Origin of the sequence: Lapillicoccus sp. (assembly GCF_046595215.1) — a bacterium.
Taxonomy (GTDB): domain Bacteria; phylum Actinomycetota; class Actinomycetes; order Actinomycetales; family Dermatophilaceae; genus Lapillicoccus.
Map to the genome: position 1 here is coordinate 1 of NZ_JBKJPP010000176.1, position 15,350 is coordinate 15,350.

The 15,350-nt window shown below is 70.7% G+C and carries 11 protein-coding genes; 4 read left to right on the forward strand and 7 right to left on the reverse strand.

Annotation, left to right across the window (positions count from 1 at the left end; genetic code table 11):
- Window positions 1–545: 545 nt before the first annotated feature.
- Entirely contained in the window at window positions 546–2,204 is a 1,659-nt protein-coding gene (locus ACLL9L_RS15150; protein ID WP_411285491.1) for a D-alanyl-D-alanine carboxypeptidase family protein, read from the reverse strand.
- Between the two features lie 166 nt (window positions 2,205–2,370).
- On the opposite strand from ACLL9L_RS15150, the gene ACLL9L_RS15155 reads away from it, so the two are divergent.
- From ACLL9L_RS15155 to ACLL9L_RS15165, 3 genes are read left to right on the forward strand one after another with little or no spacing between them, the layout of a single operon-like run.
- Window positions 2,371–3,216 carry a hypothetical protein gene (locus ACLL9L_RS15155; RefSeq protein WP_411285492.1) on the forward strand — a complete coding sequence of 282 codons (846 nt, stop codon included), beginning with the start codon at window positions 2,371–2,373 and terminating at the stop codon, window positions 3,214–3,216.
- A complete protein-coding gene (locus ACLL9L_RS15160) occupies window positions 3,216–5,135 on the forward strand; it encodes a fumarate reductase/succinate dehydrogenase flavoprotein subunit (RefSeq protein WP_411285493.1) in 1,920 nt (639 codons plus the stop codon). Before ACLL9L_RS15155 ends, ACLL9L_RS15160 begins: the two co-directional genes overlap by 1 nt.
- A complete protein-coding gene (locus ACLL9L_RS15165) occupies window positions 5,132–5,884 on the forward strand; it encodes a succinate dehydrogenase/fumarate reductase iron-sulfur subunit (protein ID WP_411285494.1) in 753 nt (250 codons plus the stop codon). Before ACLL9L_RS15160 ends, ACLL9L_RS15165 begins: the two co-directional genes overlap by 4 nt.
- A gap of 79 nt (window positions 5,885–5,963) precedes the next feature.
- Here the strand turns inward: ACLL9L_RS15165 and ACLL9L_RS15170 are convergent, their stop codons facing one another.
- The 5 genes from ACLL9L_RS15170 to ACLL9L_RS15190 form a co-directional block, all read right to left on the reverse strand.
- A complete protein-coding gene (locus ACLL9L_RS15170) occupies window positions 5,964–6,707 on the reverse strand; it encodes a succinate dehydrogenase/fumarate reductase iron-sulfur subunit (RefSeq protein WP_411285495.1) in 744 nt (247 codons plus the stop codon).
- Window positions 6,704–8,740 (reverse strand): fumarate reductase/succinate dehydrogenase flavoprotein subunit, encoded by a 2,037-nt coding sequence (locus ACLL9L_RS15175; RefSeq protein WP_411285496.1) that lies wholly within the window; start codon window positions 8,738–8,740, stop codon window positions 6,704–6,706. Before ACLL9L_RS15175 ends, ACLL9L_RS15170 begins: the two co-directional genes overlap by 4 nt.
- Before the next feature lie 6 nt (window positions 8,741–8,746).
- Complete coding sequence (locus tag ACLL9L_RS15180) at window positions 8,747–9,445, reverse strand: succinate dehydrogenase cytochrome b subunit (protein WP_411285497.1); 699 nt, start codon at window positions 9,443–9,445, stop codon at window positions 8,747–8,749.
- A gap of 163 nt (window positions 9,446–9,608) precedes the next feature.
- Window positions 9,609–11,129, reverse strand: a complete 1,521-nt coding sequence (locus tag ACLL9L_RS15185) for an OFA family MFS transporter (protein ID WP_411285519.1) — start codon at window positions 11,127–11,129, stop codon at window positions 9,609–9,611.
- Between the two features lie 222 nt (window positions 11,130–11,351).
- A complete protein-coding gene (locus ACLL9L_RS15190) occupies window positions 11,352–12,479 on the reverse strand; it encodes a glycosyltransferase family 4 protein (RefSeq protein ID WP_411285498.1) in 1,128 nt (375 codons plus the stop codon).
- A gap of 109 nt (window positions 12,480–12,588) precedes the next feature.
- Between ACLL9L_RS15190 and ACLL9L_RS15195 the strand changes: the two genes are divergently transcribed.
- Window positions 12,589–13,719: a mannose-1-phosphate guanylyltransferase gene (locus tag ACLL9L_RS15195; RefSeq protein WP_411285499.1), complete on the forward strand. Its 1,131-nt coding sequence runs from the start codon at window positions 12,589–12,591 to the stop codon at window positions 13,717–13,719.
- A gap of 59 nt (window positions 13,720–13,778) precedes the next feature.
- On the opposite strand, the gene ACLL9L_RS15200 is transcribed toward ACLL9L_RS15195, so the two are convergent.
- Window positions 13,779–15,347 (reverse strand): ABC transporter permease, encoded by a 1,569-nt coding sequence (locus ACLL9L_RS15200; RefSeq protein WP_411285500.1) that lies wholly within the window; start codon window positions 15,345–15,347, stop codon window positions 13,779–13,781.
- Window positions 15,348–15,350: the final 3 nt, after the last annotated feature.

A 15,350-nucleotide genomic window follows, 5' to 3' on the forward strand; every position in this document is an offset into this window, starting at 1 on the left:
CGGCCGCGGCTGAAGACTGCGAAAGGAGTATGCGAGAGCATCGAACGTCAAAACTGCGCCCGGTTCGGGTAGCCGAGGCCAAGGAGGCCGTCGGCTCGACGTCGTCCTGCAGTCGGAGTGGCTCGACCTCAGCACCTGGATCGTCGCGTTCACAGCACCAGGGCACGTGAGACCAGCTTCCGATTTCCAGTCACCATCGGCGACCAGCAGACCCGGGTCATGTGCGACCAGCTCGCGACCGTTGACCTGGACAGGCTCGCCGAGCCAGTCGTCGTCCTCACCGTTGAGGAACTGCAGCGAGTCGACGAGGCGCCTTCCTTGGTCCTCGACCTGTACGCGAGCAGCGTGCCGCCCATGCCGCCCCGGCAACCCGCGCTTGCAGACGTCCGCCCAAGTGTCACGAGCGGATCGCCTCCGGCGACGCGTGGTCGGCGTGGGAAGGTCCTGTTCTTGCACCTCATCGCTCCTCATCGACGGTTGGCCGTCCGACTCTCTCCATGGCAGGAGCGCTGCTGTCACAAGCGTCCATTCAGGGTCGCAAGGTCTCAGGGCTGAGTTCGGCGTCGCCGCCGCGCGACCCCCCACCCAGTGAACGCCGCGAGCACGACGGCCAGCACGGCATACGTCGAGGGCGTCGCGGCGGTGCGTGCCGACGCGAGGACGGCTGACACGGGGTCTCCGCCGGGGCCGAACGCGACCGCCGGCGGCGGGGTCGAGCCGCCTCTCGTGCCCCCGGCCGTGGTTGTCGTCGGAACGGTGCTGGTCGGTGCGGTGCTGGTCGGTGCGGTGCTGGTTGGGACGGGAAGGGTCGTGGTGACAGAGCCGGTCGTGGTCGTCATCGTCGGCAGGTCGGTCGCCGTCGTGGGTGCGGTGGGAGGAAGCGAGGGCACGGCGGCCGGCGGGAGCGTGCCCTGCTCGCCGCGCCACTCCGGGGGCTGCGGGGCGCCCGGGGCGACCAACTGGCCAACCGGCGACAGCTGGTCCGCGTTAGCGAAGGCCCAGTCCAGCAGGGCGGCGGTCGGCTGCCAGCTCGGCACGACGACCCCACCCATCTGCGTCACGAGCAGGGTCCGGCCGGCGCGGGTCGCCGCCCCGATGAAGGTGTGCCGGGCGCCGGTCGTGTAGCCGTTCTTGACCCCGATCGCGCCGGGGTACTTCTCCAGCAGCGCGTTGTGGTTCTGGATCGCGAACGGCGGGTAGACCTTGCCCAGCCTGTCGGTGCCGCCGGGGAAGGTGAACGCGGGCGTCATGGCGTAGCGACGGAAGGCGGGCAGCAGCATCACCGCGCGGCCGATGAGTGCCAGGTCGTAGGCGCTGGAACGCTGTCCGTCGGCGTCGAGACCGGAAGGGTCCACCGCGACGGTGTCCCACGCGCCGAGGGCGCCCGCCTGCTGGTTCATCGCCGCGACCGTCGACGCCTGGCCGCCGTTGGCCTCCGCAAGGGCGTAGGCCGCGTCGTTGCCGCTGACGAGGACGAGCCCGGTGAAGAGCTGGTCCGCGGTGTAGGGGTTGCCCTCGAGGAGGCCGACCCGGGTGCCGTCTGCGCTCGCCGCCGCCCGCGACGCGGTGACCACGCTCGCCGGGTCGAGCGCCGGGAGCGTGACGAGGGCGAGCAGGGTCTTGAGGGTGCTGGCCGGCAGCAGGAGGGCATGGGGGTTCTTCGCGGCGAGCACCACACCGGTCTGCGGGTCGGAGATGACCCAGGAGACGTCGGTGACGACCGGCGGCGCGGGCACCCCGGCGGGCGCCTCCAGGATGACGCCCGCACCCGCGAGCTTCGGCCCCCCGACGGTGTGCGCCGGCGAGATCAGCGGGCCCACCATCGGGGTCGGAGGAGCAATGGCGCAGGTCGTGGTCACGACGCTGCCGTCGGGCAGGGTCGTCACCGACGGGTTGGGGTTCGGCGGCGGCACCCCGGGGTCGACCGGCGGCGGTGGGTTGGCCGGGGCCGGCGGGTTGGCCGGGGCCGGCGTGGGCGGCGGGGCGGTGGAGCGGGTCGGGGTCTGGCCGGCCGGGCACGGCACCGTCTCGAGGGTGCCCGGCAGGGTCGGCGCCGGTGTCGAGTCGGCGCCGAGGGCGGACGACGGTCCGGCCCCGAAGGCGATCGCGAACACGGCCACGAGCAGCGCGGAGGTCGCCCGGCGGATGACCCCTTCGCGGGGTGCGGGGGACGTGCGGTGACGTGGCGACGGCGTCGGCGGCATGACTGGTGCAGCCTATGCGATGACGCCCGGGGCTCGTGCCCCCTTGGAAAAAGGTCGCGAGGATTCGCCACCTCGCGCCAACCTCGCGCCAACCGGGTGAACCGGGTCACACGCGTTACAGTGAGCCTCGGCGCGCCGGGCCAACGGAGCTGGAGGAGAGTCAACGATGAGCGGTACCAGTCTCGACGGGGCGTCACCGCCTGCCGGAGCGGCGGGAGGTGGAGTCGGCTCCCCCGGACGTGCCCGGATCGCGGAGCGGACGCTGCGCACCGACCGGTGGTGGGTGCAGCCAGCCGTCACGTTCACCCTGCTGGTCATCTGGCTCCTGTATGCCCTGGTCAGGACCGCGTCCCAGCGCGCCTACTTCGTCGAGGAGTTCCACTACCTCTCACCGTTCTCGTCACCGTGCGTGTCGAGCTCGTGCATCCCGGCGGCGCGGGACTTCGGGACCTGGTTCGGCGACTTCCCGCCGTTCGTGCCGTTCGCGCTGCTCGTCCTGCCGTTCCTGCTCGGGTTCCGGCTGACCTGCTATTACTACCGCAAGGCCTACTACCGCGCGTTCTGGCTCTCACCGCCGGCCTGCGCGGTGGCCGAGCCGCACGGGAAGTACACCGGCGAGACCCGCTTCCCGTTGATCATGCAGAACCTGCACCGCTACTTCTTCTACGCCGCGATCATTGTCTCGTTGATCAACACCTACGACATGGTCCGGGCCTTCCGCGGTGCCGACGGCGGCTTCGGGATCGGGCTGGGCACCGTCGTCATGGTCTTCAACGTCGTCATGCTCTGGCTCTACACGATCTCCTGCCACTCCTGCCGGCACCTCATGGGCGGCCGACTGAAGCACTTCTCAGCGCACCCCGTGCGGTACCGCGCCTGGACCGCGGTGTCCAGGCTCAACACCCGGCACATGCAGCTGGCCTGGACGACCCTCGGCACGCTGATGTTCACCGACGCCTACATCGCCCTCGTCTCCTCCGGGGCACTCAACGATCTGAGGCTGGTCAACTGATGAGTGTCGAGGTGGAGCAGTTCGACTACGACGTGCTGATCATCGGGGCCGGTGGGGCGGGTCTGCGCGCGGCGATCGCGGCCCGCGAGGCAGGGATGCGCACGGCGATCATCTGCAAGTCGCTCTTCGGCAAGGCGCACACCGTCATGGCCGAGGGCGGGATCGCGGCGAGCATGGGCAACGTCAACAGCAAGGACAGCTGGAAGGTGCACTTCGGCGACACCATGCGCGGGGGCAAGTTCCTCAACTCCTGGCGGATGGCGGAGCTGCACGCGAAGGAGGCCCCGGACCGGGTCTGGGAGTTGGAGACCTACGGCGCCCTGTTCGACCGCACGCCCGACGGCAAGATCAGCCAGCGCAACTTCGGCGGTCACGAGTACCCTCGGCTGGCCCACGTCGGGGACCGCACAGGCCTCGAGCTGATCCGCACCATGCAGCAGAAGATCGTGTCCCTGCAGCAGGACGACGAGCGCGAGTCCGGTGACGCCGAGAGCCGGCTCAAGGTGTTCGCCGAGTGCACCATCACCGAGCTGCTCCAGGACTCGACGGGAGCGATCGCCGGTGGCTTCGGCTACTGGCGCGAGTCGGGCCGGTTCGTGCGCTTCAACGCTCCGGCGGTCGTGCTGGCCACCGGAGGCATCGGCAAGTCCTTCAAGGTCACCTCGAACTCGTGGGAGTACACCGGCGACGGGCACGCCCTTGCGCTGCGGGCCGGCGGGGCGCTGGTCAACATGGAGTTCGTCCAGTTCCACCCGACCGGCATGGTGTGGCCCCCGTCGGTCAAGGGCATCCTTGTGACGGAGTCGGTGCGCGGCGACGGCGGGGTGCTGAAGAACTCCGAGGGCAAGCGGTTCATGTTCGACTACGTGCCGGACGTCTTCCGGGGTCAGTACGCCGAGACCGAGGATGAGGGCGACCGGTGGTACACCGACCCTGACCACAACAAGCGGCCACCGGAGCTCCTGCCCCGCGACGAGGTGGCCCGGGCGATCAACTCGGAGGTCAAGGCCGGGCGGGGCTCGCCGCACGGCGGGGTCTTCCTCGACATCGCCAGCCGGCGCGACGCCGCGGAGATCATGAAACGGCTGCCGTCGATGCACCACCAGTTCAAGGAGCTCGCCGACGTCGACATCACCACGGAGGCGATGGAGGTCGGCCCGACCTGCCACTACGTCATGGGCGGCGTCGAGGTCGACCCGGACACCGCGGCAGCGGCCCGCGTCCCCGGCCTCTTCGCCGCGGGTGAGGTCTCCGGGGGGATGCACGGCTCCAACCGGCTCGGCGGCAACTCCCTCTCGGACCTGCTGGTCTTCGGCGCCCGCGCCGGACTCGGCGCGGCCGGCTACGTCGACGGCCTCGGTGGGAGCAGGCCGAGCGTCGAGCAGGCCGTCATCGATGCGGCGGCGCACGACGCCCTGGCGCCCTTCGCGGAGGAGGGTGGGGAGAACCCCTACACCCTGCACCAGGAGCTGCAGCAGACGATGAACGACCTCGTCGGCATCATCCGCCGGGCGGACGAGATCGAGCAGGCGCTCGCCAAGCTCGGCGAGCTCAGGGCCAGGGCGGCGCACCTCACTGTCGAGGGCCACCGCCAGTTCAACCCGGGCTGGCACCTCGCCCTTGACCTACGCAACATGCTGGCGGTGAGCGAGTGCATCGCCCGGGCTGCGTTGCTGCGTCAGGAAAGCCGTGGCGGTCACACCCGCGACGACTTCCCGAGGATGGAGCCCGACTGGCGCCTGAAGAACCTCATCTGCTCGGTTGACACGGGCGGTGCCAACGCGGGCATCACGGTCGAGGAGCAGCCGATGCCGCCGATGCGCGAGGACCTGCTGGCGCTCTTCAAACGCGCCGAGCTGGGCAAGTACCTCACTGACGACGAGCTGGCCAGGCTGCCGGCTGAGCGGAGCGAATCATGAGCTATGACGCGCACTTCCGGGTCTGGCGCGGCGACGCCGACGGGGGCGACCTCGTCGACTACACCGTCGAGGTCAACGAGGGCGAGGTGGTCCTCGACATCATCCACCGCCTGCAGGCCACCCAGAGCGGTGACCTCGCCGTGCGCTGGAACTGCAAGGCCGGCAAGTGCGGCTCGTGCAGCGCCGAGATCAACGGCATGCCGAGGCTGTTGTGCATGACCCGGATGTCGACCTTCACCGAGGCCGAGACCGTGACGGTCACCCCCATGCGGGCCTTCCCGGTCGTCAAGGACCTCGTCACGGACGTGTCCTTCAACTACACCAAGGCGCGCCAGATCCCGGCGTTCGCGCCCCCGGACCTGGCGCCCGGTGACTACCGCATGGCCCAGGTCGACGTGGAGCGCTCGCAGGAGTTCCGCAAGTGCATCGAGTGCTTCCTCTGCCAGGACACCTGCCACGTGGTGCGCGACCACGAGGACAACAAGCCTGCCTTCGCGGGGCCACGCTTCCTCATCCGGGCGGCCGAGCTCGACATGCACCCCCTCGACGTCCGCACCGACCGCGCCGACTTCGCCCGCGAGGAGCAGGGCATCGGGATGTGCAACATCACCAAGTGCTGCACCGAGGTCTGCCCGGAGCACATCAAGATCACCGACAACGCGATCATCCCGATGAAGGAGCGCGTCGTCGACCGCAGCTACGACCCGATCGTCTGGCTCGGCAACACGATCCGCCGCCGGAAGGGCTGAGCCACAACGGAAAGGGCGAGAGGCCCCGGTATGCCGTGTCACGGCATACAGGGGCCTCTCGGCTGTGCTGCGGCAGGAGCTAGCGGCCGTGCTGCATGGCGGTGCGCAGGTCCTTGTTCAGCGTCGAGATGACGTCGAGCGGGATCTCCTTGGGGCAGGCCGCCGAGCACTCACCGATGTTGGTGCAGCCGCCGAAACCCTCGGCGTCGTGCTGGCTCACCATCTTGACGACCCGGGCGTCGCGCTCGGGCTGGCCCTGCGGGAGCAGTCCGAGGTGGGTGACCTTGGCGCCCATGAAGAGCATCCCGGAGGCGTTCGGGCAGGCGGCGACGCAGGCGCCGCAGCCGATGCAGGTCGCGGGGAGGAAGGCGCGGTCCGCGTTCTCCTTGGGCACCGGCACGGCGTGGGCGTCAGCGGCAGCACCGGTGTTGACGCTGATGAAGCCGCCGGCCTGGATGATCCGGTCGAAGGCCGAACGGTCCACGACGAGGTCCTTGAGCACCGGGAACGCCGTTGCCCGCCATGGCTCGACGGTGATCGTCTCGCCGTCGTCGAACGAACGCATGTGCAGCTGGCAGGTCGTCGTGACGTCGGGGCCGTGCGCGCTGCCGTTGATCATCAGGCCACACATCCCGCAGATGCCCTCGCGGCAGTCGCTGTCGAAGGCCACCGGGTCCGTGCCCGCAGCGATGAGCTGCTCGTTGAGCAGGTCGAGCATCTCCAGGAACGACATGTCGGGGGTGATGTCGGTGACCTCATAGGTGGCCATTGCCCCCTCGGCCACGGCACTGGCCTGCCGCCAGATCTTGAGGGTGATCTTCACTTGTAACTCCGTTGCTTCAGGTGGACGTACTCGTAGGCAAGGTCTTCCTTGTGCAGCACCGGCGTGAGGCGCCCCTCGATGGTGTCGTCCTGGGCGAACTCCCAGGCCGCGACGTAGGCGAACTCGTCGTCGTTGCGCAGTGCCTCGTTGTCCTCGGTCTGGCTCTCCGCGCGGAAGTGCCCGCCGCAGGACTCCCGGCGGTGGAGGGCATCGACGCACATCAGCTCACCGAGCTCGAGGAAGTCGGCGACCCGGCCGGCCTTCTCCAGGCTCTGGTTGAGCTCCTCACCGGAGCCGAGCACCCGCACGTTGCGCCAGAACTCCTCCCGGAGGGAGCGGATGAGGTCGATCGCCTTGAACAGGCCCTCTTCCGAGCGCTCCATCCCGCAGAAGTCCCACATGATGGCGCCCAGCTCCTTGTGGAAGGAGTCGACGGAGCGCTCGCCGTTGATGGACAGGAGCGTGTCGATCCGCTGCTGCACGGCCGCGCGGGCCTCGGCGACGGGGGGCGAGTCCGCGCTCAGCGCGGGGTACGGCCCGTCGGCGAGGTAGTCGCGGATCGTGTTGGGCAGGACGAAGTAGCCGTCGGCGAGTCCCTGCATCAGGGCGGACGCGCCGAGGCGGTTGGCTCCGTGGTCGGAGAAGTTCGCCTCGCCGGTGACGAAGAGACCCGGGATGGTGGACTGGAGGTCGTAGTCCACCCACAGCCCGCCCATCGTGTAGTGGACGGCGGGGTAGATGCGCATCGGGACCTCGTAGGGGTCCTCCCCGGTGATCCGCTGGTACATGTCGAGCAGGTTGCCGTACTTCTCGGCCACCGCGTCGGCGCTCATCCGCGTGAGCGCGTCCGTGAAGTCGAGGTAGACGCCGCGGCGGAAGTCGCCGACCAGCGGTCCGACGCCGCGGCCCTCGTCGCAGACGTTCTTGGCCTGCCGGGACGCGATGTCGCGGGGGACCAGGTTGCCGAAGGCGGGGTAGATCCGCTCGAGGTAGTAGTCGCGGTCCTCCTCGGCGATCTCGCGGGGGTCCTTGTCGCAGTCCTCGCGGTTCTTCGGGACCCAGATCCGGCCGTCGTTGCGCAGCGACTCCGACATCAGCGTCAGCTTGGACTGGTGGTCGCCGGCGACGGGGATGCAGGTGGGGTGGATCTGCGTGTAGCAGGGGTTGGCGAAGTGGGCGCCCTGGCGGTGAGCGCGCCAGGTGGCGGTGACGTTGCAGCCCATCGCGTTGGTCGACAGGTAGAACACGTTGCTGTAGCCGCCGGTCGCGAGCACGACCGCGTCGGCGAGGTGCGTCTCGATGGCGCCGGTGACCATGTCCCGGACGATGACGCCCCGGGTGCGGCCCTCGGCGACGATCAGCTCGAGCATCTCGTGACGAGTGTGCATCTCGACCGTGCCGGCCGCGATCTGCCGCTCCAGGGCCTGGTAGGCACCGATGAGCAGCTGCTGGCCGGTCTGGCCGCGCGCGTAGAACGTCCGAGAGACCTGGACGCCGCCGAAGGACCGGTTGTCGAGGAGGCCGCCGTACTCCCGGGCGAACGGCACCCCCTGGGCGACGCACTGGTCGATGATGCTCGCGCTGACCTCGGCCAGCCGGTAGACGTTGGACTCCCGCGAGCGGAAGTCACCGCCCTTGACCGTGTCGTAGAAGAGGCGGTAGACCGAGTCGCCGTCCTCCTTGTAGTTCTTCGCGGCGTTGATGCCGCCCTGCGCGGCGATCGAGTGCGCGCGGCGTGGGGTGTCCTGGTAGCAGAAGGACTTGACGTTGTAGCCCGCCTCGCCCAGGGTCGCGCCGGCCGAGGCACCCGCCAGGCCGGTGCCGACGACGATGACGGTCAGCTTGCGACGGTTGGACGGGTTGACGAGCCTGGCCTCGAACTTGCGCTTGCCCCAACGGTCCCCGATGTCGCCGTTCGGCGCCTTGGTGTCGACGATCGGCTCGCCCTCGCGGTAGAGACCCGTGGTCAGGCCAACGTTCTGTGGGTTGTCCTGATGCGTGGTGTCTGGCTGGGTGGTGTGTGTGGTGGTCATCTGCCCCTACTTGATCAGGCCGAACAGGATGGACAAGGGCGGGAGGAGGAAGCCGGTCACGACGACGGCTGCGATGGTGACGGCGACGGCGTTGGCGTAGGTCCGGGCCCGGGCGGTGCCGGTCCAGCCGAGCGTCTGGCTCGCGCTCCAGACGCCGTGCCGCAGGTGCATGCCGAGGGCGATCATGGCCAGGACATAGACGACGACGACCCACCACACCTGGAAGCCCGCGACGACCCGCTGATAGGGGCTGTCGTGGCTACCGTTGACCTGGATGGTGTTCGTCGTGAACTGGAGCAGGTGGAAGACGAGGAAGAGCAGCAGCGCCACACCGCCCCAGCGCATGAACCGCGAGGAGATGGTCCGGACGGCGGCCTTCTTCACGGCATACCTCGTCGTCCGCGCGCCCTGGGCACGGCTCCACAGGTAGAAGGCGGAGTAGGCGTGCGCGAGGAGGGCGATGACCAGCAGCGCGCGGAACAGCCAGAGGAAACCGGAGTAGGGCAGGATCGGCTCACCCAGGGTGCGCAGGTGTTCCGCATAGACGTCATAGGCTGACTGGCCCCCGAACAGCTTGAGGTTGCCATACATGTGCAGCAGGACGTAGAACACGAAGAGGGCGCCGGACACGGCCATGGCCATCTTCATCGCGATCGTGGTGCGGCGAGCCGTGAGCTGCCGCGGCGGGAGAGTAGGGGTGGCCACGAAAGCACGTTATAACCCGGCGCGGGCCCATGTGCCATGGGTGCGACGAGATGCACGTGTGGAGAATCTCTCGTTGATTCCCGGAATGCCGGGTGCCCAGCCGCCGAGTGAGGCGCCGGTGGGCGCCCGGCACGGCGTCACCCCGGCATCCGGACGCTGCGGCTCAGGCGAAGAGCCTGGCCGCCGTGACGAGGGTCTGGAAGATGCCGTAGCCCAGCAGGACGACGATGAGCGCCCACGACATGACGAGCCGGGCCGCGCCCGGGACGTGGGTCGTCGTGGCGGCCAGCTCGGTCGGTGCGTCGGGGGCGTCCGCGGCGGTGCGCCCCTCCGGCTCGTGGAAGCGGGCCGCGACCGGGCGCACCAGGAGGTTGGCGACGAAGCCGATGGCGAGGATCGCGACCATCGTCAGCAGCGCGGGCCGGTAGGCCGTGGCGGTCAGGGTGCCGGGCTTGCCCTGGGCGTCGAGGAAGCCGTTGATGATCAGCGGCCCGGCGACCCCGGCAGCCGACCACGCGGTGAGCAGCCGACCGTGGATGGCGCCGACCTGGAAGACCCCGAAGAGATCACGCAGGTAGGCCGGTGCGGTGGCGAAGCCGCCCCCGTAGAAGGAGATGATCACGGCGGCGAGCAGGACGAAGATGCCGGTCGCGACCTGCCCGGTCAGCGCGAGCAGGATGTAGAAGACGATGCCGACGCCGAGGTAGACCATGTAGATCGGCTTGCGGCCGATGTGGTCGGAGGCCGAAGACCAGGCGAACCGGCCCGCCATGTTGAACAGCGAGAGCACGCCGACGAACCCGCCGGCGGCGGCCACGGCGACGGTGGACTTGCCGTCGACCCGGAAGAAGTCCTGGATCATCGGGCTGGCTTGCTCGAGGATGCCGATGCCGGCGGTGACGTTGCAGAAGAGCACGGTCCACAGCAGCCAGAACTGGGGCGTGCGGATGGCGTTGGCCGCCGAGACGTTCGCCTTGGTGACGAGCGGCTTGACGGCGACCGTGCTGGGGTCGAAGCCCGCTGGCGCCCAGCCCTTCGCCGGCACCCGGACGTTGGCCACGCCGAACATCATGATGACGAAGTAGGCGATGCCGAGCGTGACGAAGAGCATCGTCAGGGCTTGGCCGCTGGCGAGCGACTTCGAGTCCGACGGCAGGTACCTCGGGTCATAGAAGGAGAGCAGCTGGCGGGACAGTGGGCTGGCCAGGAGGGCGCCCCCGCCGAAGCCCATGATCGCCATGCCCGTCGCCAGGCCCGGACGGTCCGGGAACCACTTGATGAGCGTGGAGACCGGGGAGATGTAGCCGATCCCGAGGCCGATGCCGCCGATGACGCCGTAGCCGAGGTAGAGCAGCCACAGCTGCTGGGTCGAGATGCCGATGGCCCCGACGAGGAAGCCCAGCCCCCACGCGCTCGCGGCGACGAACATCGCTTTGCGGGGGCCGTTGCGCTCCACCCAGGTGCCCATCACCGCGGCGGAGAGGCCGAGCATGACAATGGCGATGGAGAAGATGATGCCGATCGCGGTCTGCGAGGCACCGAAGTGTGAGACCAGCGACGTCTTGTAGACGCTGGTGGCGTAGACCTGCCCGATGCAGAGGTGGACGGCGAGAGCGGCCGGGGGGATCAGCCAGCGGTTGTAACCCGCTGGGGCGATCGTGTGCCGTCGGTCGAGGAAGGACAGGAACGTCCGGGTCTCCCCGGGTGTCCCCTCGCTCTGTCTGCTCGTGGTGTCGCGGCTCATGGCCCTCCCTCGTTGGTGGGTGCGGGCCGACACCCCAAACGCGCGTCGCGCGCTCGGCGACGCTGCCGGTCCGCGCTAGAACCTACCCCCCCGACCGGTACCTGAAACGCCACGACCACGGAATGACCCGGTATGCCGTGGCCGGTGGGCCTGCGCCGTGGCTCAGGCGGCGTGGCCGACCCGGGACCCGATGACGTCGTCGTAGTGGCCGACGAGGTCGCTGACGACGCTGGCCCAGGACAGCGGGGCGACCCGCGCGAGCCCCGCCCGCCCGAGGACGCCGCGGTGGTCGGCGTCGAGCAGGGCCTGCGTGCAGAGCCGCAGGGACCCCGCTCGGTGGGGGTCGAAGAGGTAGCCCGTGCGGCCGTGCTCGACCAGGTCGAGGGGCCCGCCGGCGGCGGGCGCGACGACGGGCAGCCCGGTGGCCGCCGCCTCCTGGAGGGTCTGGCCGAAGGTCTCGCGGGTGCCGGTGTGGACGAAGGCGTCGAACGCGGCGTACGCCCGGGCGAGGTCGTCACCCTCTCGCAGGCCGAGGAAGGCGGCGCCCGGCAGCAGTCTCTCCAGCTCGGCCCGGGCTGGTCCGTCACCGACGAGGACGAGCCGGGTGCCGGGCAGGTCCGCGATCTCGACGAGCCGGTGCAGCTCCTTCTCCGGGGCCAGCCGCCCGACGTAGCCGAGCAGGGTCTCGCCGCGTGGGGCCAGGGCCCGGCGGATGGCGCGGCTGCCGGCGTCGTGGCGCCAGCCGGGATGGAAGAGCGCGGTGTCGACGCCGCGACCCCAGCGCCGGACCCGCGGTATGCCGTGGCCCAGGAGGTCGTCCGCGGCGGCGGCCGAGGGCGCGAGGGTGAGGTCGGCGAGGGAGTGGATGCGCCGGATCCACCGCCAGGCACCGGCTTCGGCGGCGCTCCCGGCCAGTCCGCGGCCGTGCTGGCGCAGGTAGCTCGGCAGGTCGGTCTGGTAGACGGCGACCGACGGGAGGCCGAGTCGGTCGGCCGCGATGAGGCCGCTCGCCCCGAGGACGAAGGGGGACGCGGCGTGGACGACGTCCGGGGCGAACCGGGCGAGGACCGCCTCGATCTCGCCCGTGGGGAGCCCGACCTGGAACTGACGGACGGGGAAGGACCGGGCCGAGTGCACGGCATACCCGTTGTAGGTCGGGGGGGCTGGGGAGGGCGCGACGATGAGCGCCTCGTGGCCCTCGGCGCGCAGGCGGTCCGCGACGCGGCACACGCTGGTGGTCACGCCGTTGGTGCTCGGCAGGAACGACTCGGAGACGATGGCGACCCTCATGGTGTCCACGGTCCTCAGCGGGGGTGCCCTGCGGTCGACGCCTCGGGGTGTGTCCGGTGACGCGGGGATGACACCTCGGCGGCGCCGCGATGGCCTAGCCTCGACCACCATGACCTCCATCACCCCCCAGACGCACGGCGAGCACGTCGAGGAGCCGATCGAGGGATTCTGGGCGGTCATCCCGGCCGGGGGCGCGGGGACGCGGCTGTGGCCCCTCTCGCGCCAGGCGTCCCCGAAGTTCCTGCACGACCTCACGGGCACCGGACGCACGCTCCTGCAGGCGACGTGGGACCGGCTCCTGCCCCTGACCGAGGACCGCGTCGTGGTCGTCACGGGCGAGGTCCACGCGGACGCGGTGCGGTCCCAGCTGCCCGACGTGGCGGTCGGCAACATCCTCGCGGAGCCGACCCCACGTGACTCGATGCCCGCAATCGGGCTGGCAGCGGCCGTGATCGAGCGACTCGACCCGGACGCGGTCATCGGCTCGTTCGCCGCCGACCACGTGATCGGGCAGCCGGAGGACTTCGGGGCCGGTGTGCGGGAGGCGGTCACCGTGGCCCGGACCGGGAGGATCGTCACGATCGGGATCACGCCGACCCATCCGTCGACGGCCTTCGGCTACATCCGCCAGGGCGCGAGTCTCGGACTGGCCGGGGCGCCCGGTGCCCGGGCGGTGCAGGAGTTCGTCGAGAAGCCCGACGCCGCCACGGCAGCCGGCTATCTTGCTTCGGGTGGGTTCTGGTGGAACGCGGGGATGTTCGTCGTCAGGGCCTCGGTGTTGCTCGACACCCTGGCGGGGTATGACCACGAGCTGGCCGCAGGCGTGCGTGCGATCGCGGCGGACCCGTCCCGGCTGGGCGAGATCTGGCCGGGGCTGCGCAAGATCGCCATCGACCACGCCGTCGCCGAGCCGGCCGCCCGCGACGGGCTGATGGCGGTGGTGCCGGCGTCGTTCACCTGGGACGACATCGGCGACTTCGCCTCTCTCGGGGAGCTGCTCGCGCAGGTCGAGGGGAGCCCCGGGGTCAAGGTCATCGGTGAGGCGGGGCAGGTCCTCACCATCGACGCCACCGGGATCGTCGCCGCCGGCGGGGGTCGGACCATCGCCCTCGTCGGCCTGGACGACGTCGTGGTCGTCGACACCCCGGACGCGCTGCTGGTCATGTCGAGGGGGCGAGCCCAGGACGTCAAGGCCGTCGTCGAGCGCCTCAAGGCAGCGGGCCGCACCGACCTCACCTGAGCGGGATCCCCGGCGCTCGAGGACGAGCCGGGCGCCCGACCCCCTACGAGGTATGACGCTCAGTCGAGGTCGCGACGCCGGAACGCTGCCACCGCCGCGACGACCAGGGCCCCGGCCACGGCGGTCAGGACCAGCAGCGGCGTTGCCTGGAGGACGCCGCCCGGGACGACGCTGCCGTGGCTGAACGGGGAGAGGTCGATGACGGCCGTGGGCAGGCCGAGCAGGGGCCCGAACTCGCCGAGGATCAGGAAGCCGGCGAGGATCCCCCACGCGGCGCCCACTGCACGCGGGCGGGCGCCGAAGATCACCAGGGCCAGTCCGACGCAGACCCAGATCGCGGGGATGCTCGAGATCGCGGCGGGCAGGACGTGGCCGAGGGCCGGACCCAGGCCCTCCTGCGGAGCGACGCTGACGGCCAGCCCGAGACCCAGCACGAGCATGAGCCCCGCGCTGCCGGCGAGGGCGAGGGCCGCGTGGCTGAGCAGGACGGCGGTGCGGCCCACGCGGGTCGACAGGAGCTGCTCGAGGTGCAGGCTGACCTCCTCGGCGCGCAGCCGGAGCGCCGCAAAGATGCCGTATGCCGCGGCGCCGATCGCGAGGAAGCGCAGCTCGGTCGACACGAACACGTCAGCCAGGCTGGTCGCGTCGCCGCCCATCGCGCGGAGCATCCTCTCGATGTCCGGGGTGTTGACGAGGGCCCCGACGTTGCCGGCGACGCCGCCGAGGACGAGACCGAGGACGAGGAAGGCCGCGGCGCAGCCGATCAGCCCCCCGTGCTGCAGGCGCCAGGCCAGGGCTCGGGGCGAGCCCAGCGACACCCGGGCGCTCGCCGGTCCGGGGCGGGGGGCGATGAGGCCGGCACCGAGGTCCCGGCGCTCGAGCAGGGCAAATGCCAGCCCGACCATGGCGGCAGCGAAGACCAGTGGGACGAGGCCGACGAGGAAGCGGTCGGCGCCGAACATCTCCAGCTTCTCCGCCCAGCCGAAGGGGGACAGCCACGTGAGCTGCCCGACCGCGCCGGTCGAGGTGTCACCGACCGCCCGCAGCAGGTAGGAGATGCCGAGCGCACCGAGGACGACGGCCGCGCAGCCGCGGGCCGTCGCGGTGAGCTGGGCCGCCACCGCGGTGATGCCGGTGAAGCTCAGCCCGATGCCGACCCACGCCATCCCGAAGGCCAGCGACCCGGCATGGCCGAGTCCGGCGGCGACGAGGCTGACGGTGGTCAGGGCCCCGGTGAGCAGGACGGCGGCGACGGCCAGGAGGACGGCGGCGCCCAGGGTGGCCCTGCGGCCGAGGACCCCGGCGCCGAGCAGCTCGGAGCGCCCCGACTCCTCCTCGGTGCGCGTGTGCCGGCGCACCACGGCATACGCCAGCAGGGCGGTGAAGATCCCGCCCATGACCATCGTCTTGAAGACGGCCACGGAGTCAGGGTTGCCGGGGTCGGCGATCGGTCCGTACATCCCCGTCAGCGCGGGGCTCGCCGCCACCACGCGGGCGGCCTCGATGGCGCTCGCCGGGTCCGGGTAGAGGGCCACCGTGGCCCGGGCGGAGCCGCCCGCCAGGGCGACCAGGGTGAGCACGCCGACCGGCAGGAGCAGGCGGTCGCGCCGCAGGTCGAGTCGGAGCACGGT